Source organism: Methylomonas sp. HYX-M1, from assembly GCF_040741385.1.
In the GTDB taxonomy this organism is placed as follows: Bacteria; Pseudomonadota; Gammaproteobacteria; order Methylococcales; family Methylomonadaceae; genus Methylomonas; species Methylomonas rhizoryzae.
In genome coordinates this window covers 864,983-887,583 of the sequence record NZ_CP160405.1, presented here as the reverse complement: position 1 = coordinate 887,583, position 22,601 = coordinate 864,983, and the positions used below count along the sequence as shown (strand labels likewise).

Genomic DNA, 22,601 nt, shown 5'->3' with positions numbered 1-22,601 from the left:
CGCCTGGCGCGCCGAGTGCAATCGACCGGGTCAGCGCCGTTTCAGGCCCATGCCGCCTAGCAAGGCCGAAGTAAACAACCAAACCACACCTGGCAAGTCGCAACCGGCACTTCCAGACAGGGCCGGTATCAAATTCATTTTCCGCACTGCGTTATTTCGCATGTTGACTCCGCGTATCGTTCTAACGGGCATAGCAACTGTAACGTTAACCGGCCGCGTTTAGCCGCCTTCGGTTAACTAAGCGCTAAAACACTGAATAAATCCGCGGGTTTCAGTTAACATAGCGGCTGCAGCTCGGCTCAAGCGGCGGACATACCTCTAACACGGTAACGCCCATCTTTAGTGCATCTACGGTGAAACACCTATTCAACAGCGCATGCTCATCATGGCAAATCCCTCGTTTAGAACGGTTTAATCCGGTAAATGCCACGATTTAAAAAACCACAACGTCCCGACGTGCTAAGGCGTTTTATCGACGCTGCCTATGCTGCATTCAACAAGCGCGGCACCGCCTGTCGGCTAACGGTTTCAATGCATATATCCCCATCGAATTCGGACATTCCCGCGCCATGAAACGCTTTTTGCTGCAGTTGCTGGAAATCTGGAAACAAAAACTGAAGATTTATTTTTTTGCCGCCTGGATAGGCGCCGGCATGGGCATTTTCCTATTGGCGCCCAGCTACGACTACATCAGCTCCAGAGAGCGCAACGCCGACCCGCTATCGTCTATCGAATTCGTCCTGACCCAATTTTCGGAAGTCGTCACCGGACAGATCAACCAAAACAACATCATCGTGTTTTACGCCGAAATCGGCGCCTTGCTCGGTTTGTTGTCGCTGGGTTTTTACCAGGTGTTGCACAAACGCCTGCTGGATTTGGACGCATTGAAGGCCGAACTGGACAAAGATTTGCCCTCCATTGTCCGTCAAGGCGAAGGGCCGTTGTTGGAATTCAAATCGTCGCTGCGCTGGGACCTGCAGGAATTGCGGGTCAACCGTAATCTGGAAATGGTGATCATGAAAACCTTGGCGGGTTTTTTCAACAGCCACCTCGGCGGCACCTTGTTGATAGGCGTGGCGGATAACGGCGAAATCCTGGGTTTGGAGCCCGATTACCAAACCTTGAAACGGCCGGACCGCGACGGCTTCGAACAAGCCTTGATGACCGGCATTTCCGCCAATTTAGGCGCGGATCTCTGCCCTAGCGTGCACGTGCTGTTTCACGTCGTTGACCATAAAGACGTGTGCCGGGTTATCATTTCCCCGGCCATTCGACCGGTATTTCTAAACCAGGGCAATACCCCGAAATTTTTCGTGCGCACCGGCGGCGGCACCCGCGATCTCAACATACAAGAAGCGCTGGATTACGTAGCAGGCCGCTGGAAAACCACCGCGTTACGCAGCCGAGTCTAATAACAACAATAGCTGACATGACTTCTTCTTCAAAACATGCTTTATCGCCGGTGGCATTATTCGCCACCACCTTGTTCCTCAGCGCGATGCTGATGTTCGTGCTGCAACCGCTGTTCGGCAAATTATTACTGCCTCTGCTGGGCGGCACGCCGGCGGTCTGGAACACCTGCATGGTGTTTTATCAGACACTGTTGTTCGGCGGTTATTGGTATGCCCATCGCTTGAGTAGCCGGGCCGGCGACTTGCGGCAAATTCAGATTCACACCGCATTGATGATATTCAGTGTCTTGGTATTGCCGGTGGCCCTGCCGGAACAAGCCGAGCCGCCCACCGACGGCAATCCCGCGTTTTGGCTGATCCGCACTTTGTTCGTTGCAATCGGTCTGCCGTTTTTCGTGGTCTCCGCGACGGCGCCGTTACTGCAAAAATGGTTCTCTCACTTGGGCCACCGCAGCAGCAGCGACCCTTACTATCTATACGCCGCCAGTAATGCCGGCAGCTTGCTGGCCTTGCTGAGTTATCCTTTTTTGCTGGAACCCAATATCGGTTTGGCCGATCAACGGCTGCTCTGGAGCATAGGTTACGGCTTGCTATGCCTGCTAATCTTGTCCTGCGCTCTAGCCCTGTGGCGCAAACATCCGGAATTACCAAGCGACGATGGCGCGGATGCCGAAGCGGATCCTGAAACCGACCTGCCGCCGCCCGGGCGTTGGCAGGAACTGCATTGGCTGGCTCTGGCTCTGGTGCCGTCCAGCTTGTTATTGGGCCTGACACAATACATCAGTACCGACATCGCCGCGGTTCCGCTGCTGTGGATAGTGCCGCTGACCTTGTACCTGCTGAGTTTCATTCTGGTATTTTCCAAATGGGCCGCTTGCATACACCCCGCCATGCTTGCCGCTCAACCGGCGGTACTTTTGCTGTTCATCGCTTATTCCTTCATTAATCCGGCGGTGCTGCCTTATTGGCTGGATCTGATTCTGCATTGCTTGGCGTTCTTTCTGGCCGTCATGGTCTGCCACGGCGAATTGGCCAAACAACGGCCGCCGGCTCGTTACCTAACCCGGTTTTATTTGATCATGTCGTTTGCCGGCATGTTAGGCGGTCTGTTCAATACCTTTGTAGCGCCGTTTATATTCAACGCGGTCTACGAATATCCGATCATGATAGTGGCCGCACTGTTACTAAGGCCGGGTTTCCGCAGCGGCCGCTGGTGGTGGCAAACCATATTCCCGCTTGTCCTTTTGGCATTGGGTTTTGGCATCTACTTCGGCAGCGACGACTTGTTTCAGTATCTCGACGTCATCGGCGGCGCCTTGATCCTGCTGGCCGGCCTGACCTATTCCGTACGACACCACCCGCTGGGACTCGGACTTTTAACTGCGGTGATCCTGATATTCGCACTAGGCTTGCATAGTTTGGCCAGCAACACCTTGTTTCAAGAACGGACTTTTTTCGGCGTGTTGTCAGTACGCGCAACCGTGATAGCGGACGAACGCAGCCGGCCGGAAAAAGTCCACGAACTGTACCATGGCACTACCAAACACGGCGCCGAACGTTTGACCGCCAGCCAGATCACCACGCCTTTAACCTATTACAGCCGCCCTGGTCCTATCGGCCAGTTGTTCGCCGAATTCGACGATCAAAACGGCAACTGGCGGATAGGCGCGGTCGGCCTGGGCGCGGGAGCCTTAGCCTGCTACGCCAAACCGGAACAAAACTGGAGTTTCTACGAAATCGATCCTTTGGTGGTCAAAGTCGCGCAAGACCCGACCTGGTTTCATTATCTGCAGCGCTGCAACCCGCAAGCGCACATGGTCATCGGCGACGCCCGCTTATCACTGGAAAAAGAAAGCGAGCAAAGTTTCGATTTATTGATCATGGATGCCTTCAGCTCCGACGCGGTGCCTACCCATTTGCTGACCCGGGAGGCCTTGCAACTTTATTTGAACAAATTGAAGCCGGACGGCCTGCTGGCATTTCATATCACCAACCGCCACCTGGCTTTGAAAAAAGTTTTGGCCGACCATGTCGAAAGCCAAAAACTCGCCGGCTTGCTTCAAGAGTTCAAACCGGAAACCGACATACCCTTGGTAGTCGCTACCGACTGGGTGGTGATCGCTAAAAACCCGCAGCGCCTGGACAAGCTGCAACACAGTCCGCTCGGCCATTGGCAAAAATTGCCGCTAACCTTCGGTCTAAAACCCTGGACGGACGACTTCACCCACATCATAGGCATTTGGAAATAGGACACAGCATGCAAATAACGGAATTAGCCCGCTTATGCGGCGCCGAAACACGCGGCGACGGCGGCGTGGACATTTTATCGGCCGCCGACATCATGTCGGCCCAAGCACACCAAGTCACGGTACTCAGCGACGGCAAATACAAAAAATATCTGAAAGATTGCCGCGCATCGGCCTGTTTCATTTCCGAAGCGTTACTGGACGCCGATGTGCCGGCCGGCTTAACCCTGTTGGTTTGCGCAGACCCGGAAATCAGCTTCATTGACGCCGTCAAAGCCCTGCACCCGGAACCGGCTCTCGAGAGGCAACTATCGGAACGTGCCGCCATCGCCGCCAGCGCCGAACTCGGCAGCGACGTACACGTAGGGCCGTTCGCCAGCATAGGTCAACATAGCCGGGTCGGCGACGGCAGCACCATAGACGCCAATGCCCATATCGGCAATCAGGTGGTGATCGGCAAAAATTGCCGGATTTACCCGAACGCGGTGATCTACGATCGCACCCAAATCGGCGATAACGTGACCATTCATTCCGGGGCCATCATAGGCGCCGACGGCTTCGGCTATAAATACCGCGGCAACCGGCACGTCAAAGTCCCGCACGTCGGCAACGTGGTCATAGAAGACAACGTGGAAATCGGCGCCAATACCTGCGTAGACCGCGGCGCTTTGGGTTCCACCCGCATCGGCTGGGGCAGCAAAATCGACAACTTGGTGCAGCTGGGCCACAACAATCAGGTCGGCAAAAACGTCATCGTCTGCGGACAATGCGGCATCTCCGGATCGTGCGAGATCGGCGATGGCGCTATCTTGGCAGGCAGCGTCGGCGTGGCGGACCATGTCAAAATAGGTAGTCGGGCGGTGGTGATGGCGCGCAGCGGCGTCTCGCAAGACATAGCGCCCGGCAGCCAAGTCTGGGGCAGCCCGGCCAAAGACCGCAAAGTGATCTGGCGCGAATTGGCCGCGCTGGCTAAACTGCCGGAATTGTTGCAAAAAGTCAAAGACCTGGAAAAGCGCTTAAATCAATTAGAATCCTAAACCCTCTTGCCCGGAGCCCGCCATGAACGATAAACAACGCGTCGCCGAACATGCCGCCCAATTGATTCAAGCCGATATGCTGGTCGGATTAGGCACAGGTTCCACCGCCAATTTTTTTATCGAAGCTCTGGCGCGCCGCCAGCAACAGGAAGGCTTGGCGCTAGAAGTCGTATCCAGCTCGGTGGTCAGCGCAATAAAAGCCCAGCAGCTAGGTCTCAAAATTCGCGGCATGGAACATATCAGCCGGCTGGACGTTTACGTGGACGGCGCCGACGAAGTCGCGCCGGATCTGACCTTGTTGAAAGGCCGCGGCTCGGACTTGGTACGGGAAAAACTGCTGGCCAAAGCCGCCAAGGCCTTCTGGGTATTGATAGATCCTAGCAAACGCGTGGAACGCATCGGCCAGAACTTCCCTATCCCGATAGAAGTGCTGCCGTTTGCCTGGCAATTGCTTAGCCGCAGCTTGGAACAAATCGGCGGTCAACCGAAGTTGCGCGCCAACGGCGACGGCTTGTTCGTCACTTCGTCGGGTAGTTTGGTGCTGGATACCGTATTCGATCCCGCACTGGACGGCAAGACCCTGAACGACCGTCTGAACGCGCTGCCCGGCATCCCCGAACACGGCATCTTCGCCGACCTGGCCACCGCGGTATTCTGCGGCCAAGACGGCGCGGTGCTGGAACACCACGACTTGCCGCGGGTACCGCCGCGCCGGCCGGAATGAAGCAAGCCGTAACTTGCCGCCGGCCACCCCACCTCGCGATCGGGAATGAACCGTGCTTGCCCTGCTGGCCTGGGTAAACCGGTTTTCCGCCGTGCCGACCGATGACAAAGCGCCCCTTGGTGTATAAAGGCCGCGGCAGCGTCAGTAACGCAGCCGGCCGCTTCGAAAAGCAAACCACACGCTGGGAAGACGACGGCTGGAACGGTTTGGACGCGGATTTGCCGCCGCTAGCGACCGAGACCATCGTCGATACCAGCCGCAGCCTGATCACTTACAACCAATCGCCGGACATCCCGTTCGACCGCTCCATCAACCCTTACCGAGGTTGCGAACACGGCTGCATCTATTGTTTCGCCCGTCCCAGCCACGCCTACCTGGGCTATTCCGCCGGCTTGGATTTCGAAACCCGCATTCTGGTCAAACCGGACGCCGCCGCGATCTTGCGCGACGAACTCGGCCGGCGCAACTACCGCTGCGCTCCCTTGGCCTTGGGCACCAATACCGATCCTTACCAGCCTTTGGAACGGCAATTCGGCATCATGCGGCAGATATTGCAAGTCTTAGCGGAATGCCGTCATCCGGTGAGCATCGTCAGCAAATCCGCGCTGATCGAACGCGATATCGATATTTTGGCGGACATGGCGGCACAAGGACTGGCCTCGGTGTTCATCTCCATCACCAGTCTGGAGCGGGAATTGGCGCGTAAACTGGAGCCGCGTGCCGCCGCACCCCAGCGCCGACTGCAAACCGTAACCCGGCTGCGCGCCGCCGGCATTCCGGTAGGCGTCATGGTCGCTCCGGTCATACCGGTATTGACCGACCCGGAGCTCGAGCGCATCGTCCGCTCCGCCGCCGAAGCCGGCGCGCAAAGCGCCGAATACATTCTGCTGCGCTTGCCGTTGGAGGTAGCGGATTTATTCCGGGAATGGCTGCAGCAGCACTATCCGCTGAAGGCCGAACACTTGCTGAACCGGGTACGCGACAGCCGGGACGGCAAGGTTTACGACCCCAGCTTTCATCAACGCTTACGCGGCACCGGTGCCTACTCCGACTTGATCGGCCAACGCTTTCGCTTGATCAGCAAGCGCACGCAACTGCATACGGCGCTACCGGCTTTACGTTGCGATTTGTTTCGCAAACCCGCGCCGGGCGGACAAATGAGTTTCGATTGCTTCGATTGATTTCCAAGCGGGCATAAAAGCATGCAACCGCCAACGATTGCGACAAAGCCCGCCTAGCCTGTGGTCGCAAAGCCTATTGCCGATTGAAAATATGCTGCGGCGGCCAGCCTGCAGCATTTCTGACGCAAAGGCGCCCGACAATTCAAGCGACGGAATAGCCGGGCTAAATTTTGAATTTTTCTGTTGTTTGGCTGAGCGCCGCAGAGATTTCTTTAATCTGCTCGGCCAACAAGGCCGTTTCATCCGCCGCTATGCTATTGTTGATCGCACCGTGGGAGACCGTCACGATGTGTTGCGAAATATCCTTGGCCGCCAGTGCCTGTTCCTTAAGCACCCGGGTAATCTCGATCACAGCATCGCATACTTGGCTTGCTTCGGTTCGGATGCCTATCACGGAATCACCGGTCTTGTGTGCCAGCTTTACCCCTTCGGCGGCATTGACGACTGCCGTATCCATGTTGATTACCGCGTTTGCGGTTCCGGCCTGAATCTTGCCTATCATTGCGGCAATTTCACAGGTGGATTCCGCAGTCCTGACCGCCAGCTTGCGCACCTCATCCGCAACAACCGCAAACCCCCGCCCGCCGTCCCCCGCCCGTGCGGCTTCGATAGCCGCGTTTAAGGCCAGCAGGTTAGTCTGGGTGGCAATCTCTCGAATCACATTGACGATCCCGGTTATTTGTAGAGACATCTCCTCCAGTTGCTGGATACTCTGGGCGGTCGTATGAACCGCTTCGCCTAGTTTGCGCATCTCCTCCGCGGCGTCATGGATGATTTGACCGCCGGTGTCCGCTACCGCCGAGGACCGTTCGCTTGCCGAAGTCACATTGTTGACCCTGTCTCCGATAGATTCGAACGATGCCAATAATTTCTCCGTTGCCTCGGACATGCTTGAAACCGCCTCGTATTGGGATACCGCAGTTTGCGCCCCATTTGTCGCGGATGCGCTGAGCCTGTTGGAAAATTGGGTAAGCACTTCCGAGTTACGCTTTAAGGTAGCGATTACCTCATGCTGGTTGTTGCGCATGATGGCTATCGAAGCCACCAACGCGCCGATTTCGTCGTCCAGACTGGCAGGAATAGGCTGGAGCAGGTTGCCTGTGGCTATGGCAATCGAAGTTTCCGCAGTCTGTTTTAGGGTAGCGGTGAGATAACGAATAACACTGATCGCGATCAGAAGAATCAGCATTACCCCGAGAGCGGAACTGAAAAGGATTTCTTCGCTTCCGGCATATTTCAGCGTCAGTGCCAAGATAAAGGCAATCGGCGCCAGCGTCATCAACCACAAACGTTGACAGATGTTCAATCTGTCGAGCGGGTTGAGCGATGCGTTGGCGACTCTGCCTTCGCGCAACTTGATTTTTTCCCCCTTGGCCATGCGTTTGTAGAGCGCTTGCGCCGAGCTTACTTCCTCAGTGGTCGGCATGACGCGCACGGAGGTGTAGCCGCTTTTATCCGGCAATGGTGTGATTGTTGCCCGCACCCAGTAGTAGCCGCCGTCCTTGCGACGATTCTTAATGATGCCACTCCATGGTTTGCCCCGTTTAAGGGTATCCCACAAATCTCTGAACGCTTCCTTCGGCATATCGGGGTGGCGCAATATGTTGTGCGGCTTGCCGATCAGCTCTTCCAGGCTATATCCCGAAGCCTGGACGAAGTCGTGATTGCAATGGGTGATGATGCTCTTCCCATCCGTGTGGGAAATAATGGTCATGTTGGGAGATAACTTGTACTCATCTTGCGCCATGGGTCGTGCTGTAATGAAGTTCGGGCAGGAAAGCATACGTAATTGAACCCCAAAAATAACCACCGCTATGTGGTATTTTTCTGACTCATATATGCTAAATAAATGCAGACGAGGCGTTGTTTGCGCTAGTTGCTTGTCAACAGACCGTGATCGATTGCAAATCGGGTGACTTCAGCGGTGCTGTGCAGACCTAACGTTGCCATCAGGTTGCGGCGATGCGAAATGACCGTTGCGGTAGACAGGTGCAAACGCCTGCCGATTTCCGCCGATGTCATACCGGAGGCAATCATACCGAGCACTTGCCGCTGCCGCTTCGTCAAGTTTTCGACCGATTTTTTTTCGTCCGCTTTGCCTAGCGAATGCGACGAACTCTCGCGGATCAGCGCTTCGATCCGCTTCAGCAAATTCAACCCTTCTTCATTCAGGCGCTTGCGCTGGCTGACATCCAGTATCGTACCCACCATACGCAGCGGGGCATTGTCTTTGAGCCTTCGAGTCACCTTGCCTCTGGCTTCGACCGAAACCCAATGGCCGTCCTTGTGCCGCAACTGGAGTTCACTCTCGAAACTAGCGGTTTCGCCGTGCAAATGAGATAAAAGTTTCTGTTTTAAAGCTTGTAGACCTTTGGGATTGATCAAATTCATCCAATCGGCTTCATCGTCGCCCAGCTCTGCTTTGGTATAGCCCAGCAATTCGAACCAGCGATTGCCCGCCGTGACTTTATGCTCAGGAATTTTCCAGTCCCATATGACCAGTTCCGATCCCGCCAGCGCCATTTCCAGACGTTCATCGCTTTCCCGCAGGTCGGACTCGATTTGCTTGAGGTCGGAAATGTCTTGTACCGTCCCGACCGCCCTGATTAGCTGCCCGTCAACATCGAATTGCAGATCGGCCATTGCCCTGATCCAGCGGATCTGGCCTTGCACCACGATGCGGTAGGTCATGTCATACGGCGCACCTCGCAAGGCGGCACGCCAAGCAATTTCAACGTTGCGTTGATCGTCGGGATGCACGCGCGCGAACCATTCAACGAATGTCGTTACCCCCGTATCGTCAAGATCGAACAATCGAGCCGTTTCTTTGGTCATACTGAAGGTTTCAGTATCGCTGCCCATCGCGAAACTACCGATTCGCGCGACCGACTGGGCACGTTGCAGCCTTTCCTCGCTTTCACGCAGGTTTAATTCAACCTGCTTGAGCTTGGTAATATCTCTGCCAACCGACTGAATTTCCTTGAGGACCCCATCAACGCCATAAAACCCTCGATTGACGAATTGCATCCAACGTACGTCGCCATTGCCGTCAAATACCCGGTTTTCGATGGTCACGACCGGATGGTCCTGCGACATTTCGCGGAGCTTGGCCTCGATCATCGGCAAATCGTCCGGATGAGCTATTGGTTGCCAGCAGTGATTACCCACCAATTCATCGGCGGATTTTCCAAATACCCGGCAATAGACGTCATTGACGAACAGGAAGGTGCCGTCCGGCAACAATCGACTGATCACCTCGATCTGATCTTCCACCACCGACCGATAACGCGATTCGCTCTCTTGCAGTTCCCGGGCCGTTCGGTACCACGCGGTTCTGTCGACGATGGCACCGACTATCGCGTCAGGCTCGCCCACAAGACTTGAAACATTGAACTCATACCAACCCGTCGTACCGTCCTTGCGTTGCTGCGGAATGGTTCCGGAGTAGCTGTTCCCGTTGGCGATCGCCGAATTCGCCTCACGTCGGAATGATTCATAGCTCTCTTGATCGAGAAACAGCATGCGGATGGGTTGCCCGATCAGTTCATCCGGGTCGTAACCCAAAATGCGGTGCAAGGCCGCATTGCCCCATACGATGCGCATGTCCTCGACTATTAAAAGAGCAACAAAATCGCTGTTCAGAATGGCGGCTGATTGGCCGATTGAATGCTTAAACACGAAGTAGCCTCGGCTTATGGGTAACAGGGAATTTTGGCAGATGAAGACGCTTTAACCGTCGAGTAATTGCTCCCTGCGCAGCTTACTCACGGCTTGCGCGGCCCCCCCCAAATAGGACAGAGCGCCAATGCCAATTTTGGCGTTACGATAGTATGGCAGCTCGGAGAATAAGCTGCCTTTGGGTTGCTTGTTAATTGACCAACACAATGCCCCCGGTGTAACACGGTCGAACGCCGTATCCGGGGTTGACAAGCCTAACCGATAGGTCGGCGCCGGGAATCAACGCGCCGAGGCTATGACTGTTTATTCTTCTACGGCTTGCCCGGCCGCATCAAAATGCAACACGGTCAGTTCGCCGTCCGCATCGGTAATTTCGGCGCGTCTCAGTACGCCGCTGTCGTCGTATTGGTAGTCGTGCAGTAGTTCGGTTTCGCCGTATACCAGTTTTTCGCAGCGGATTAAACGCTGGTCGGTATCGAAATAGCCGCGAAAATAGGTATTGCGGTTAGCCAAACCGCTGCCTTCGAATTCGTTGACCAGCTTCAACGGCAGTTTTACGCCGCTATAGCTAATGAAATAACGGCAAGTGTAATCGTCCAAGTTCATAAAGATTTCGCATTGATAAAACCATACCAAAAGCAAGGTTTGTGCCTCGTGACCTTTGCGCTAAGACCAAGCTTGGCGGCGACCTCATGGAAATTGGCTGTCGGTTTAGCGGCCGAAAGTCGGAAAATTGTAGGACTTACTACATTGCTTCGCCGCCGCCGCCCCCAAGGTAAGGACTTTGTTGGCTGGCGCCGAATTTGCTTGAAGCCGGTTTTAAACTCGCTACGACATTATGAAACTGTTTCTCGATTGGTCGTCTTACGAAAACGCCGGGATGGGCGATGCGTATGCCGACATTCCCAAACACGGCGCCGATTTTGCCAAAGCCGTGGCTGTCTGCATCGGTAGCCGGCAATGCGAACAAAAATCCGCTAAAGGGGTGATGTGTCCGAGTTACCGGATCAGCGACAATCCGTTGCTGTCGCCCGGCGGCAGAGTCAAGTTATTGAAAGCGGCGTTGAACGCCGAAAACCCCCAGGCCTTGTTCGACAAAAGCCTGGAACAAGCAATGGCGCTGTGCGTGAGTTGTAAAGGCTGCAAACGGGAATGCGAAAACGAAGTGGATATGGCTTTGATCAAGGCCGAATTCTTGGCGCAAAAAACGGCGCAACAAGGCATACCGCTCAGGCGCCGCTTATGGGCCGAAACGCCGCGTTTGCTGGCGCTGCCGGGCGTACGCCGTCTGATCGCCCGGCGCAACGCCAGCCTCTGGCTGAGAGCACTGGGAGAAAAGTACTTGGGTATTAGCGCGGCGGCGCCATTGCCGTTACCCGCCGAGCGGGCGTTTCAGTGTAAACCCGCCCTAGCCGACCGGAATGATCGCTCCGTGGTGCTGTTCGTCGACACCTTCAGCCGCTATTTCAACCCCGCCGCTGCGGACGCCGCTGTGCGTTTGTTGGAATCCGGCGGTTACCGCGTGCACGTGGCCGGCGCGGAAGATAAAACCCGCCGTCCCTTGTGCTGCGGCCGCAGCTATTTTTCCAACGGTTTGATCGACCGGGCCAAGAGCGAGGCTCAGCGCTTGCTGGCAGCGTTGTTGCCGCACATCGACGCGGGCAGCACTATCATCGGCTTGGAACCGTCTTGTATCTTGAGCTTGCGCGACGAATACCTGAAATTGGGCTTGGGCGAACCGGCGCGCAAACTAGCCGAAAAAGTTTTGTTACTGGAAGAGTTCATCGTCCGGGAGCAAACCGGCAACCGTTGGACCCTGCAGTTCGCGGCCATCCCCGCGCTGCCCAAAGTATTGATGCACGGCCATTGTCACCAGAAAGCGGTCGGGGCCGTCAAGTCCATGCGTAAGCTGCTCAAACAAATTCCCGGCTTGCAATTCGAGTTGATCGAGTCGTCGTGTTGCGGCATGGCCGGCAACTTCGGCTTGGAGGCCGAACATCACCCGCACGCCCAACAAATGGCGGAATTAGCGTTATTCCCCGCCTTACGGTCCGCACCCGAAGCCGTCTTGCTGAGCAACGGATTTTCCTGTCAGCAACAAATCGCCAACGGCGGTTTCAGCCAACCGTTGCATTTAGCCGAATTGCTTTGTCTTGCCTTACCTTCCCCGGAGTCGTGTTCATGAAACTAATCATAGAAAAACGCCATCTCGAACCCTTGATGTCGGAACATCCGCGTTTGCATAGCCTGTCCGAGCATTTACGCTTCGGCAACAAGGCACACGTGCTTTACGACCAATTAAATCCCGCCGAGTTAGGCAGTCTCGCCGATTTGTACGCGCAGGAAGGCGATACCTTGCAGCAACAGGCTGCGATGTTGAAGGCATTGAGAAGCGCCCTGGCCGACCAGGGCAGCCGATACGGCGCCGACCAATTGGAAATGTTGCTGCCCGACATCGCCAGTTATTTGCTGGAGGGCGCGATTCGCGGCTGGTTGTTTCAAGTGCAGGGCAACGGCCGTACCCACGCCTACTTGATTACCCGCTTGGATTACACGCCGCCGGGCGAAGAAGAAGCCGGGCGGATTATGCTGGAGTTGAAAGCCAATAGTCGCGGCAAAATTGCCATCGAAACCTTAATCATCCGCGCCAAAGATTTGGACGGTAAAACCATCCCCGAGATTTTCGCCGCCAAAGGCTTTTTAAAAGAAACCGCCGATTTGATTGCCAGTTACGACGAAACCTCCGCCCGCTACTTCGATTGGCGGGCGCGTTACGGCGAACAGTTTTCAGGTTGGGGTACCGGAATTTACGCCGAGGACCCCACCGCTAACCAGCGCAGCAACGATTGGACCCGCAAAAGCACCGTGATTATGTCGTCGGGCGGCGGCGCCTGCCGTTTAGTCAACGACGAAAACATTTTGGCGGAGCGGGCGCTGAGTTTGGACGCCTCCGGCGACATTCTCGGCAAATACCTGCGCAAGGCCGGTAGAAGCATGCGTTACGACAGCAAGGCCGAGCAAGCCATGGAGTCGTTTAAAGAGGAAATTCCGGCCGGCCTGTTCACCGAGCTGCCGGTACACGGTTATATCTTGATGTTTCATTTGGAGCTACACCACCACGTGTGGGTATACGTCGACGATATGCTGCCCTACCAATACCAGCCGGAACTGAAACAAAAGTTGATTTTGCCGCCCGAGCAAACCGATCTGATCGATATATTAACGGCGGAAATGGACATGTTGATGGACGACATCGTAGCCGGTAAATCCGGCGGTACTACAGTGTTGTGCGCCGGTCCGGCCGGGGTGGGCAAAACGCTGACGGCGGAGGTGTATTCGGAGATCATCAAACGCCCCTTGTACCGGGTACATTCCGGGCAATTGGGCCTGAACGTCGCCGAAATGGAAAAGACCCTGAAAGACACCCTGATTCGTGCTCAACGTTGGGGGGCTGTCATGCTGATCGACGAAGCCGACGTGTACATCAAAAAGCGCGCCGACAATCTGGCGTCCAACGCGGTGGTCGGGGTGTTTTTAAGGGTATTGGAATATTTCAACGGCTTGTTGTTCTTGACCACCAACCGGGTGGACGACATCGACGAAGCCATCGTGTCCCGCTGTATCGCGATGATACGCTATCACTCCCCCGACCACGTCGACCGCTGCAAAATCTGGCGGGTCATGACCGAGCAATTCTCGTTGCCGGTGGCGGAAGGCTTGATCGACGAATTGGCGGCGGTCTTTCCCGAGGCCACCGGCCGCGACATCAAAGGGCTGACCAAACTGGTCGCCAAATTTTGTCAACAAAAACAATTGGCACCGACCATGGAGGTATTCAAGCGCTGTTCGGTATTTCGCGGCTTAGCCTTGGCGCAAGCTTGACAGACTATCAAAGCGAGGATTGTCGTAAAAGCGACAAACGCCTCGCGAATTGTCGGCCAATCGAATCACCGTAATTCCTTGTTGACTGTAAGGCATTGATATTCAATGATTCGATTAAGCCGGATAAATTGGTCATATTTTTGCTTATAGAGATAACGGAATATTCCACTTAAATTGTGTTTATTTTACGGAGTCATCTATGTCTGTTAAGGTCATTAAAGAATTTTCAGAAAAGTCTAAGGTTGACGAGGGCTTGAAAGAAAAATTGAAAGCCTGTATGAAAATTAAAGAACTGATTGCGCTGGGCGCCGAATACGGCTTCGAAATCGACGAAGTGTCTTTGTATCCGCCTAACGAGCCGCAATTCGTCGAAGAGCAATTGTCCGAAAAATTGATCAAAGCTTTGCTGCGCGCATAGGGAGCTGCTCGATAGGAACTGCGCTGCTCAAGGTTTGGCGGGCACCGCGCCCGTTCCCAAAGCAGCGCATACCGCCGCCTGAGCGGCGGAGGCCAGGGAATCAATGGCGTCTGTATCTTCCATCCGCGTCGGGAGTGAGGACGCCAACCGGCCTGTCGAAGGTAAAGCCGGCCGGTTTGTAAATCAGCATGTCGGCAGTCAGATCAAAGGCATCGTGCGGCGGACTGATGTTGGCGAACGCCGTGAAAGGCACTAGGGCCACGAAAGCCCCGCAACCCGCTACCGTAGCCGCAAGACCCAACGGTCTATATAGAATCAAATCCAAAAATTCGCTGCCTTGCGGTTCCTGGGCGTATACCGGCAACCCGGCGAGCAGTGTCAACGTCACAACCAGTCGTTTCACTTTAAACTTCATTGTTTTCTCCTAAATTAGACCGGCGGCTTGCTTTACCTCATTCGTAAAAACCGCCCGTCTCCTATTGCGCGTCCGGCATTGCTTAAGGCGAGCGGCCACGGGCGGCCTCCCGCCTGCTTCTGTAGGATTAAGCTTCTGCGTCCAGTTCGTCCGCCGATAGCTTGCCGGGAAAGTAATTGGGCGCGACGCTGATGATGATGGTCAAAAAAGTCGCGATATAGGGCACCGCTTGCACGGCGAGTACCGCCACCCATAGCCGGCCGCTGGTAGTGTCGAATTGTTCGGTCATCCGCATCGCGACGATACCGGCGACCAACAGACTCAACAGCAACAGCTCTTGCCAAATGACCAACAAGCCCGCGATTAACGGGCCTTGAGCCTCGTATTTAGGCGTGCGCATAAACGGTTTGCCGGAAGTGAACAAGCCTTGCAGGGTACCGCGGGCAACCGTGTGCGTTAACGACAAGCCGGCTAAGGCCGCGCCCAAGGCTTGTAGTATCGAACAGGCCACCCTGGCCTTGTACAGCCATAAGCCGCGCAACACCTTGAACACGAACAGGCCTATGGTGGGTAACAAAAAGGCATTGATCGGCAGTTCGGTATGCAGCGGGTTAGCTACCAGAATGGCGGTCAAAACCAAGCTGGCCATGGTGAACAGCAAAGCCAAAGCATCGGAAAACCACGGCAACCAACCGGCCACGAAATAATAACGTTGCGCGGAAGTCAGGGCCGAGCGCTTGTTAGGCAAGAAATGCCGCCAATGTTTTTTGATGATCTGCATGGCGCCGTATACCCAGCGAAACCTTTGGGTCATGTAACCGGAAAAGGTGTCCGGCATCAAGCCGCGTCCGAACGATTCCTTGCAATACACCGAATCGTAACCGGCTTCGTACAAGCGTAAGCCCAATTCGCTATCCTCGCAAATACACCATTCACCCCATGGGCCGACTTTTTCGAAGGCCGATTTACGTACCATGGTCATCGTGCCGTGCTGGATAATCGCGTTATATTCATTGCGTTGCACCATGCCGATATTGAAAAAACCGGCATATTCCCAGTAACACATATCCTTGAACCAGCTTTGATGCGCGTCGCGGTAATCCTGAGGCGACTGCACGAAACCGACGTTTTCCCTATCGAAATACGGCACCATGCATTTCAACCAATCCGGCGACAGGATGTAATCGCTATCGATCACGGCGATAATTTCCGCGTCGGCTGCGGTATTTTCCAAGGCATAATTGATAGCGCCGGCTTTATAGCCCGGCCAGTTGTCCAGATGGAAAAATCGAAACTTCTCTCCTAAGCGGTCGCAGTCGGTTTGCACCGGCATCCAAACCGCCGGGTCTTTGGTATTGTTGTCCATCACCAATACTTCGTAATGCGGATAATCCAGCTTGGCCAGCGCATTCAGAGTCTTGCGCACCATTTCCGGCGGTTCGTTGTGGATAGGCAAATGAATCGAGACTTTCGGAAATTTGAATTCCGGATGCGGCGCCAACGGGCTAAAGGTACGGCGGCCCTTGCGGTGCCACAACACTTCGGTGAGTTCCAGGGTTTCGGTCAACAATACCAATATCGCCATGGCTTGCATCATCAAGAGTATTCCCCAGAACACCACCGAAAAATCGGTTTGATATTGCTCGGCCGCAATCGATGCGGACCAGAACAACACCGAAGCCGCCAAGTTGGCGATAACACCGAATACCAGCTTACCCGGCAACTTCAGGCTGCGCCGCGAAAACAAAAAGGCGCCCATCAAGATCACGCTGAGTATCGCCGCGCCGGATGCGAAGTTACGCCACATCGGATTGGCGACCACTTCGCCTTCCATGGGAAATTTGGGCTGACGTTCGGCATTGAACAAGCCCCAATAAGCACCTGCCGTCCCCTCGATCGAAATCTTCCAGGGTTGGTCAAAGGCTTCGATGACGTAATAAAGCACTTTTTCCGCGGTCGCCCGGTTCAGGAACGCCCGTAAAAATTTGGCTTGGTTGATTAATGAGGCCGTGGCCGAACCGCGCTCCGGGCCGACCGACGGCCAGCCGGCCTCGGTGATCACAATCGGTTTGTCCGGATACAGCTGTTTCAATTCGTAATAACGTTGGAACACATACTCGACGGCGCTGGTACCTTCGGCACCTTCTGGAAGATCCACGGGGACGTTTTCCCAGTAAGGCAAAATGTGCACGCCTATGTAGTCGACCTCGGCCACCAGCTCCGGATTGGCAACCCAGATATCCCAAGTCTCCGAGGTGCTGACAGGCTTCCAGGTGCGCTTTTTGACTTCGCGAATGTATTCGATTAATTGTTTGGCTTTTTCGGCTACCCGCAGCTTGATTTCGGCCTCGACCTTGTCTTCGAACGCCTGCGGGCTCAATTGATCACCGTATTGCGCTCTCATATCGGCTTTGACGGCGTCGGCCATCATGCCGCGGGCGCGCAACAAGGATTCGTTACCGACCAAGGTGCGAACGATGGTCTTAGGATATTGATTCGTCAGGTTGACCAGACTTTCGATTTCACGGCGGTTTCTTTGCTCTATCGTGGCCTTATCCTGTTCGGTGGTGGTGTCGGCGAACAGGTCTATCCACGCGCCCATGGCCAGATTAATGTCGTTTTTGGCGGCGATTTCCGGTACGACTTCCATACCTTCCAAAGCGGTATAGGTACGAATCGAATGAACTTTACCGGCAAGCAATTCGAAATCTTCCTGCACTTGCTCGCGGGTCGGGTAATTTTTAAGTTCCGGACTGAAATCCTTGCGTAAACCGTTATAAGTCACCCCCATCATGGTACTGTTCCAAGGCGGGAGCTGGAGTGGATTGTTGACGTAAGTCCAGATGGCGAAATTCAACAACACCAGGAAAATAATCGAAAACAAAGTAGCTATTTTGGCTTTCATATCGAGTGTAAAACTCCGAAGCAATAGGCGAGAAAGTGGTAACGAATGGTAAGCGGGTAAGCTTGTAATACTAACAAATGTAGTAGATTTGCCGCACGGTGCGGAGAATGACAGCAGCAAAAATCGCGCAATAAAAAACCCTGCAGTTCATACCCGAGCTCGGCATCATGGTTGTGCCACGATGCCGGTAATCGCTTAGGCTGAACTTAAAGCAGGGTTGAGAAACGTAAACTTATTTTAACGACACGGTTTCGGCGCGGCCGACTACCTCGATGTTCAATTTATCTTCCATTAACAACCAGCCGATGGCGCGTTGCACCTCGTTTTTACCCAAACCGGTTTCCGTGGTGATTTTAGTGACGCTGGCGGCGCCGTTGTCGTTTAGATAGTGCCAGATTTTACCGGCGGCTTCACCTATTACTTCTCTCATTTCAACACCTCACATTGCAGCAAAAAGACCGGTTACGGACGCCGCTCGGCGGCATCCGGACAATGGTGCCATGAGAATCAACGCTCGTCCGGCAGCACGATGTTCAACTCCAAGGTTTCCTGATTGCCGTCCTGTTCGAAATTTACAGTAATGGCATCTTGGCCGACGTTGACGTATTTGCGTATCACTTCCAGTAGTTCTTGCTGCAATTGCGGCAGGTAGGACGGCTGATTGCGCGACGCTCGTTCGTGGGCCACCAGAATTTGCAGGCGTTCTTTGGCTACCGAAGCGGAACTGGGTTTAGATGCCCTGAAATAATCCAAGAGACTCATCATTTTCTCCCTAACAGCTTACTAAACAAGCCTTTTTTCTCTTCCTCAATGAAACGGTGGGGTTTATCTTCGCCCAGATAACGGGCGACGATGTCTTGATACGCTTGGCCGGCGTCGCTTTGTTCGTCCAGGATAACGGGTGTACCGGAGTTTGACGCGTTCAAAACCGATTTGGACTCCGGGATTACGCCCAACAAATGCAGGGATAGGATTTCCTGCACGTCCTCGACGCTGAGCATTTCGCCGAGTTTGACTCGATCCGGCGAATAGCGGGACAGTAACAAGTATTCTTTAATCGGCTCTTCGCCACGCTCGGCACGGCGGGATTTGCTGGCCAGTATGCCTAACATCCGGTCGGAATCCCGGACGGAAGAGACTTCCGGATTGGTCACGACGAATGCGTCGTCGGCAAAATACATGGCCAAAGTCGCACCTCTTTCTATGCCGGCGGGAGAGTCGCAGACGATGTATTTAAAATCTTTGGACAGCTCTTCGAGGATACGCTCGACGCCTTCTATGCTCAACGCATCTTTGTCGCGCGTCTGCGAGGCCGGCAGTATGTAGAGCTGGTCGCAACGCTTGTCCCGGATCAACGCTTGATTCAAACTGGCTTCGTTGTTGATTACGTTAATCAAGTCGTAAACCACCCGGCGTTCGCAGCCCATGATCAGGTCCAAATTACGCAAGCCCACATCGAAATCGATCACGGCGGTTTTGTGGCCTCTTTTTGCCAGGCCCATTGCGACAGCCGCGCTGGTTGTGGTTTTGCCCACTCCACCTTTTCCCGACGTTACCACGATAATTCTGGCCAATGTTGTTCCTCCGAAACGTGCTTATATTTCTTTAATTATCAATGTTTGATTGTCCAAGCTGATTTGCACCGGCTTGTGTGCCATGTCCGGCTTAATATCGTCGCTCAATTGGTAAATGCCGGCAATGGAAATCAGCTCGGCTTGTAAATCGGAGCAGAATATCCGGCTATCCGGATTGCCTTGTACGCCGGCCAAGGCTCTGCCGCGTAGGCTACCGTACACATGAATATTGCCTTCCGCCATGATTTCCGCGCCGGCGCTGACGGTAGCGGTAATGATCAAATCGCCTTTGGCATACACACGCTGCCCGGAACGAACGGGCTGGGTCAGCAATTTATTTTCGACGGACTGAGTTTGCGGTTTTTCCTGACCGGTTTCCGGTACCGTCAGCGGCTTAGGCGCGGGTTTGGCACTCGGCGATGAAGCACTGCCGTGCAATGCGTGTACCGGTAAACCGTTAGCTAACGCCATGCGGTTTTGCGCTTCGGTCCCGCCGCGGATCCCGATAGGGAGTAGTTCCAAACCGCGCACCAAATGAATAAGGGCTTCGGCATCAAGCTCTTGCTCGCTAGCGTTTAACTTTTGTAAGTCGATCAAAAGCGGAGAATGCTTGAAAAACTCGGGTGCCTGGGCAATTTTATCTTGCAGTTGCTGTTCTATCAGGTTTAGGTCAGTGCTGGACAGAAGTAATACCGGGAGGGTCAGGGACGTGCTTTTGAACTCCAAAACGATTTTCTGTACGGGCATTGGACTGATGGACATAGATTTTTCATACCGGATCAGCAGGTTGTTTCAGAATACTATCATCTTCCATAGGAAAAAGCATGGCCACACTTAAAGCAGAAACAATGTCGCCAAACCCAGAAAAGCCATAAACCCGACCACGTCGGTAACGGTGGTCAGCAGCACCCCGCCGGCCAGCGCCGGGTCTATGCCGATACGTTCCAGCGCAACCGGAATCGCGACGCCGGACAAGGCGGCACAGACTAGATTGATCATCATCGCCGCTCCCAGCATCAGGCCCAAATCGACGTTGTGGAACCAAAAGCTGGCGACGCCGGCAACAATGGCGGACCAGATCATGCCGTTCAGCACACCGACCGAAATTTCCTTGAACAATAGACTCCAGACGTTTGCTGCCGAAATTTGTTGCAACGCTAAACCGCGAACCACTAGGGTTAGGGTTTGGCTGCCGGCGATACCGCCCATGCTGGCGACGATGGGCATCAATACCGCAAGCGCGACAATTTGCGAAATCGTATCTTCGAACAAATCGATCACCCAAGAAGCCAAGAACGCAGTCAGCAGGTTGATTCCCAGCCAGATAGCCCTGCGGCGGGTGCTGGTCGTCACCGGCGCAAACATATCCTGTTCTTCGTTCAAGCCGGCCATACCCATCAGAGAATGCTCGGCTTCCTCGCGTATTTCGCCGATCACGTCGTCTATGGTAATCCGCCCCAACACCTTGCCGTCGTCGGCAAGCACCGGCACGGACAATAGTTTGCGTTGCTCGAATAGTTTGACGACGTCGCGCACAGGCATGTTGTAGGGCACGCCTTTAGCCCGGTTGTCCATCACGTCGATCACTTTTTTGTGCGGATCCTTGGATAAAAACTGGCTTAACGGCAATACGCCTTGAAACTGTTCTTTACGGTCCACCACGATCAAGCTGTCGGTAGTCGCCGGAATTTTTCCGCGCAAGCGCAAATAGCGCGCGACTACGTCCAGCGTGACGTCGGCACGCACGGTAATCACGTCGTGCGACATCAACCCGGCCGCACTGTGCTCGTCGTAGCGCAAATTGTGTTCCAAACGGCTGCGGTTATGCGTACCGATGGCTTCCACCACTTGCGACAGCAGCGGCTCCGGGAGCACGTGCAATAGGTCGACTACGTTGTCGGAATCTACGTTTTCGCAGGCGGCGATTAAGTCCTTGCGATCGGTCATTTTCACCAAGTTGCCGCCGACCTCGGTGTTGACTTCGACCAATATTTCCCCCATCACGCTGGGTGGAATGACTGCCCATATTTTCGCACGCTGCTCCGGCTCCAAGGCTTCCAGGATATGCGCGGTTTCGGCCGGATATAGCGTGTGCACGAAATTGCGAATTTCGACGATGGAACCTTTCTCCAAAATCAAGCCGGCTCTATCTAACAGGTGTCTGGGATTTTCTAACTGAAGTACGGCAGTCATAATCAAGGCATGGATTGGCGCAAAAAGAGGGTTAACGCAATTCGCGGTGTCTGACGATGATGTTGGACGCAGTTTGGCGAAATTGCTTGCCCAGCATTTCCACTAAGTACACCGAACGGTGCTGACCGCCGGTGCATCCGACGGCAATCGTCAGATAGCTGCGGTTATCCGACTCGAAGCGCGGCGCCCAACGTTCAATGAATTGGCTGATGTCGTGTAAATATTCTTTAACGATGGTTTCGTTTTGCAGAAAGTCGATCACCGGCTGATCTTGTCCGGTCAAGCCGCGCAATTCGGCCACCCAGTACGGATTGGGCAAGCTACGGGCGTCGAACACAAAATCCGCGTCCAGCGGGATGCCGAATTTAAAGCCGAACGATTGAAACAACACGGATAAATTGCTTTTGCCCTTCTCGCCCAAGCGGTTTTTGAGCAAATCGCGCAATTGGTAATATTGCGTGTAACTGGTGTCGATGACGATATCGGCATGCAAGGCTACGGGACGCAACACTTCCTGCTCGATTTCCAAGGCTTCCGGCAGGGTGCGTGCCGCGGTGGTCAGAGGGTGGCGGCGGCGGGTTTCGCTGTAGCGTTTAAGCAATATGCGTTCCTCGGCCTGCATGTAGACCACTTCGCAGTCTATGCCTTTATCGCGGATGTATTTGAGATTGTCGGGGAAATCCGCCAACTTCTCGGTTTGATTCCTGGCGTCTATGCCGATTGCAGTCTTGTTGTAAGTGGTATTGCGCTCCAACAGAATATGATCGATGAAGCCTTGCAGCAAGGTTACCGGCAAATTGTCGATGCAGTAATAACCGCAATCTTCCAATGTATCCAGGGCGATACTCTTTCCCGAGCCTGATAGGCCGCTGATGATGACCAGTTTCATAAATGGAGCCGGAAAACAGGGCGAATCCGGCTTCGCCCTGTCGAAGT

General features: G+C 54.4%; 20 protein-coding genes. 8 read left to right on the top strand and 12 right to left on the bottom strand.

The features are described from left to right. Window positions 1-30 precede the first annotated feature (30 nt). The gene (locus AB0A83_RS04195; protein ID WP_269473493.1) at window positions 31-162 is read right to left on the bottom strand and encodes a hypothetical protein; all 132 of its coding nucleotides are present in this window, start codon (window positions 160-162) and stop codon (window positions 31-33) included. Window positions 163-569: 407 nt separating this feature from the next. Here AB0A83_RS04195 and AB0A83_RS04190 point away from each other — a divergent pair, with 407 nt between their 5' ends. From AB0A83_RS04190 to AB0A83_RS04170, 5 genes are all read left to right on the top strand, one after another. Further along, window positions 570-1,412 (top strand): helix-turn-helix domain-containing protein, encoded by an 843-nt coding sequence (locus AB0A83_RS04190; RefSeq protein WP_150047010.1) that lies wholly within the window; start codon window positions 570-572, stop codon window positions 1,410-1,412. Between the two features lie 17 nt (window positions 1,413-1,429). Next, window positions 1,430-3,661, top strand: a complete 2,232-nt coding sequence (locus tag AB0A83_RS04185; protein WP_150047008.1) for a spermidine synthase — start codon at window positions 1,430-1,432, stop codon at window positions 3,659-3,661. Between the two features lie 8 nt (window positions 3,662-3,669). Continuing rightward, window positions 3,670-4,695, top strand: coding sequence for a UDP-3-O-(3-hydroxymyristoyl)glucosamine N-acyltransferase (lpxD, locus tag AB0A83_RS04180; RefSeq protein ID WP_150047006.1), 1,026 nt, complete (start codon window positions 3,670-3,672; stop codon window positions 4,693-4,695). Window positions 4,696-4,717: 22 nt separating this feature from the next. Further along, complete coding sequence (rpiA, locus tag AB0A83_RS04175; RefSeq protein ID WP_367155479.1) at window positions 4,718-5,419, top strand: ribose-5-phosphate isomerase RpiA; 702 nt, start codon at window positions 4,718-4,720, stop codon at window positions 5,417-5,419. Window positions 5,420-5,520: 101 nt separating this feature from the next. Continuing rightward, entirely contained in the window at window positions 5,521-6,600 is a 1,080-nt protein-coding gene (locus AB0A83_RS04170; protein ID WP_367155478.1) for a PA0069 family radical SAM protein, read from the top strand. A 163-nt stretch (window positions 6,601-6,763) separates the two neighbouring features. Here the strand turns inward: AB0A83_RS04170 and AB0A83_RS04165 are convergent, their stop codons facing one another. From AB0A83_RS04165 to AB0A83_RS04155, 3 genes are all read right to left on the bottom strand, one after another. Then, window positions 6,764-8,347 carry a PAS domain-containing methyl-accepting chemotaxis protein gene (locus tag AB0A83_RS04165; RefSeq protein WP_367155477.1) on the bottom strand — a complete coding sequence of 528 codons (1,584 nt, stop codon included), beginning with the start codon at window positions 8,345-8,347 and terminating at the stop codon, window positions 6,764-6,766. A gap of 125 nt (window positions 8,348-8,472) precedes the next feature. After that, window positions 8,473-10,278 carry a PAS domain S-box protein gene (locus AB0A83_RS04160; protein WP_150046998.1) on the bottom strand — a complete coding sequence of 602 codons (1,806 nt, stop codon included), beginning with the start codon at window positions 10,276-10,278 and terminating at the stop codon, window positions 8,473-8,475. 303 nt (window positions 10,279-10,581) lie between these two features. Next, window positions 10,582-10,884 carry a DUF6156 family protein gene (locus tag AB0A83_RS04155; protein ID WP_150046996.1) on the bottom strand — a complete coding sequence of 101 codons (303 nt, stop codon included), beginning with the start codon at window positions 10,882-10,884 and terminating at the stop codon, window positions 10,582-10,584. Window positions 10,885-11,116: 232 nt separating this feature from the next. Here AB0A83_RS04155 and AB0A83_RS04150 point away from each other — a divergent pair, with 232 nt between their 5' ends. The 3 genes from AB0A83_RS04150 (at window position 11,117) to AB0A83_RS04140 (ending at window position 14,578) form a co-directional block, all read left to right on the top strand. Further along, window positions 11,117-12,463: a (Fe-S)-binding protein gene (locus AB0A83_RS04150; RefSeq protein ID WP_367155476.1), complete on the top strand. Its 1,347-nt coding sequence runs from the start codon at window positions 11,117-11,119 to the stop codon at window positions 12,461-12,463. Further along, the gene (locus AB0A83_RS04145; protein ID WP_367155475.1) at window positions 12,460-14,160 is read left to right on the top strand and encodes an AAA family ATPase; all 1,701 of its coding nucleotides are present in this window, start codon (window positions 12,460-12,462) and stop codon (window positions 14,158-14,160) included. Before AB0A83_RS04150 ends, AB0A83_RS04145 begins: the two co-directional genes overlap by 4 nt. A gap of 199 nt (window positions 14,161-14,359) precedes the next feature. After that, window positions 14,360-14,578, top strand: a complete 219-nt coding sequence (locus AB0A83_RS04140; RefSeq protein WP_150046990.1) for a Nif11-like leader peptide family natural product precursor — start codon at window positions 14,360-14,362, stop codon at window positions 14,576-14,578. A 100-nt stretch (window positions 14,579-14,678) separates the two neighbouring features. On the opposite strand, the gene AB0A83_RS04135 is transcribed toward AB0A83_RS04140, so the two are convergent. The 8 genes from AB0A83_RS04135 to rapZ all read right to left on the bottom strand — a co-directional run bounded on the left by AB0A83_RS04135 (window position 14,679) and on the right by rapZ (window position 22,554). Next, window positions 14,679-14,993: a hypothetical protein gene (locus AB0A83_RS04135; RefSeq protein WP_150046988.1), complete on the bottom strand. Its 315-nt coding sequence runs from the start codon at window positions 14,991-14,993 to the stop codon at window positions 14,679-14,681. A 127-nt stretch (window positions 14,994-15,120) separates the two neighbouring features. Continuing rightward, window positions 15,121-17,898, bottom strand: a complete 2,778-nt coding sequence (locus tag AB0A83_RS04130; RefSeq protein WP_150046987.1) for a glycosyltransferase — start codon at window positions 17,896-17,898, stop codon at window positions 15,121-15,123. Between the two features lie 232 nt (window positions 17,899-18,130). Next, entirely contained in the window at window positions 18,131-18,328 is a 198-nt protein-coding gene (locus tag AB0A83_RS04125; protein ID WP_150046985.1) for a winged helix-turn-helix domain-containing protein, read from the bottom strand. A gap of 77 nt (window positions 18,329-18,405) precedes the next feature. After that, the gene (minE, locus tag AB0A83_RS04120; RefSeq protein WP_150051785.1) at window positions 18,406-18,660 is read right to left on the bottom strand and encodes a cell division topological specificity factor MinE; all 255 of its coding nucleotides are present in this window, start codon (window positions 18,658-18,660) and stop codon (window positions 18,406-18,408) included. Next, entirely contained in the window at window positions 18,660-19,472 is an 813-nt protein-coding gene (gene minD, locus AB0A83_RS04115) for a septum site-determining protein MinD (protein WP_150046983.1), read from the bottom strand. Before minD ends, minE begins: the two co-directional genes overlap by 1 nt. Window positions 19,473-19,493: 21 nt before the next feature. Continuing rightward, window positions 19,494-20,234 (bottom strand): septum site-determining protein MinC, encoded by a 741-nt coding sequence (minC, locus tag AB0A83_RS04110; protein ID WP_150046982.1) that lies wholly within the window; start codon window positions 20,232-20,234, stop codon window positions 19,494-19,496. A 72-nt stretch (window positions 20,235-20,306) separates the two neighbouring features. Beyond that, entirely contained in the window at window positions 20,307-21,665 is a 1,359-nt protein-coding gene (gene mgtE / locus AB0A83_RS04105) for a magnesium transporter (protein WP_367155474.1), read from the bottom strand. 31 nt (window positions 21,666-21,696) lie between these two features. Then, the gene (gene rapZ / locus AB0A83_RS04100; RefSeq protein WP_150046978.1) at window positions 21,697-22,554 is read right to left on the bottom strand and encodes an RNase adapter RapZ; all 858 of its coding nucleotides are present in this window, start codon (window positions 22,552-22,554) and stop codon (window positions 21,697-21,699) included. Window positions 22,555-22,601 lie beyond the last annotated feature (47 nt).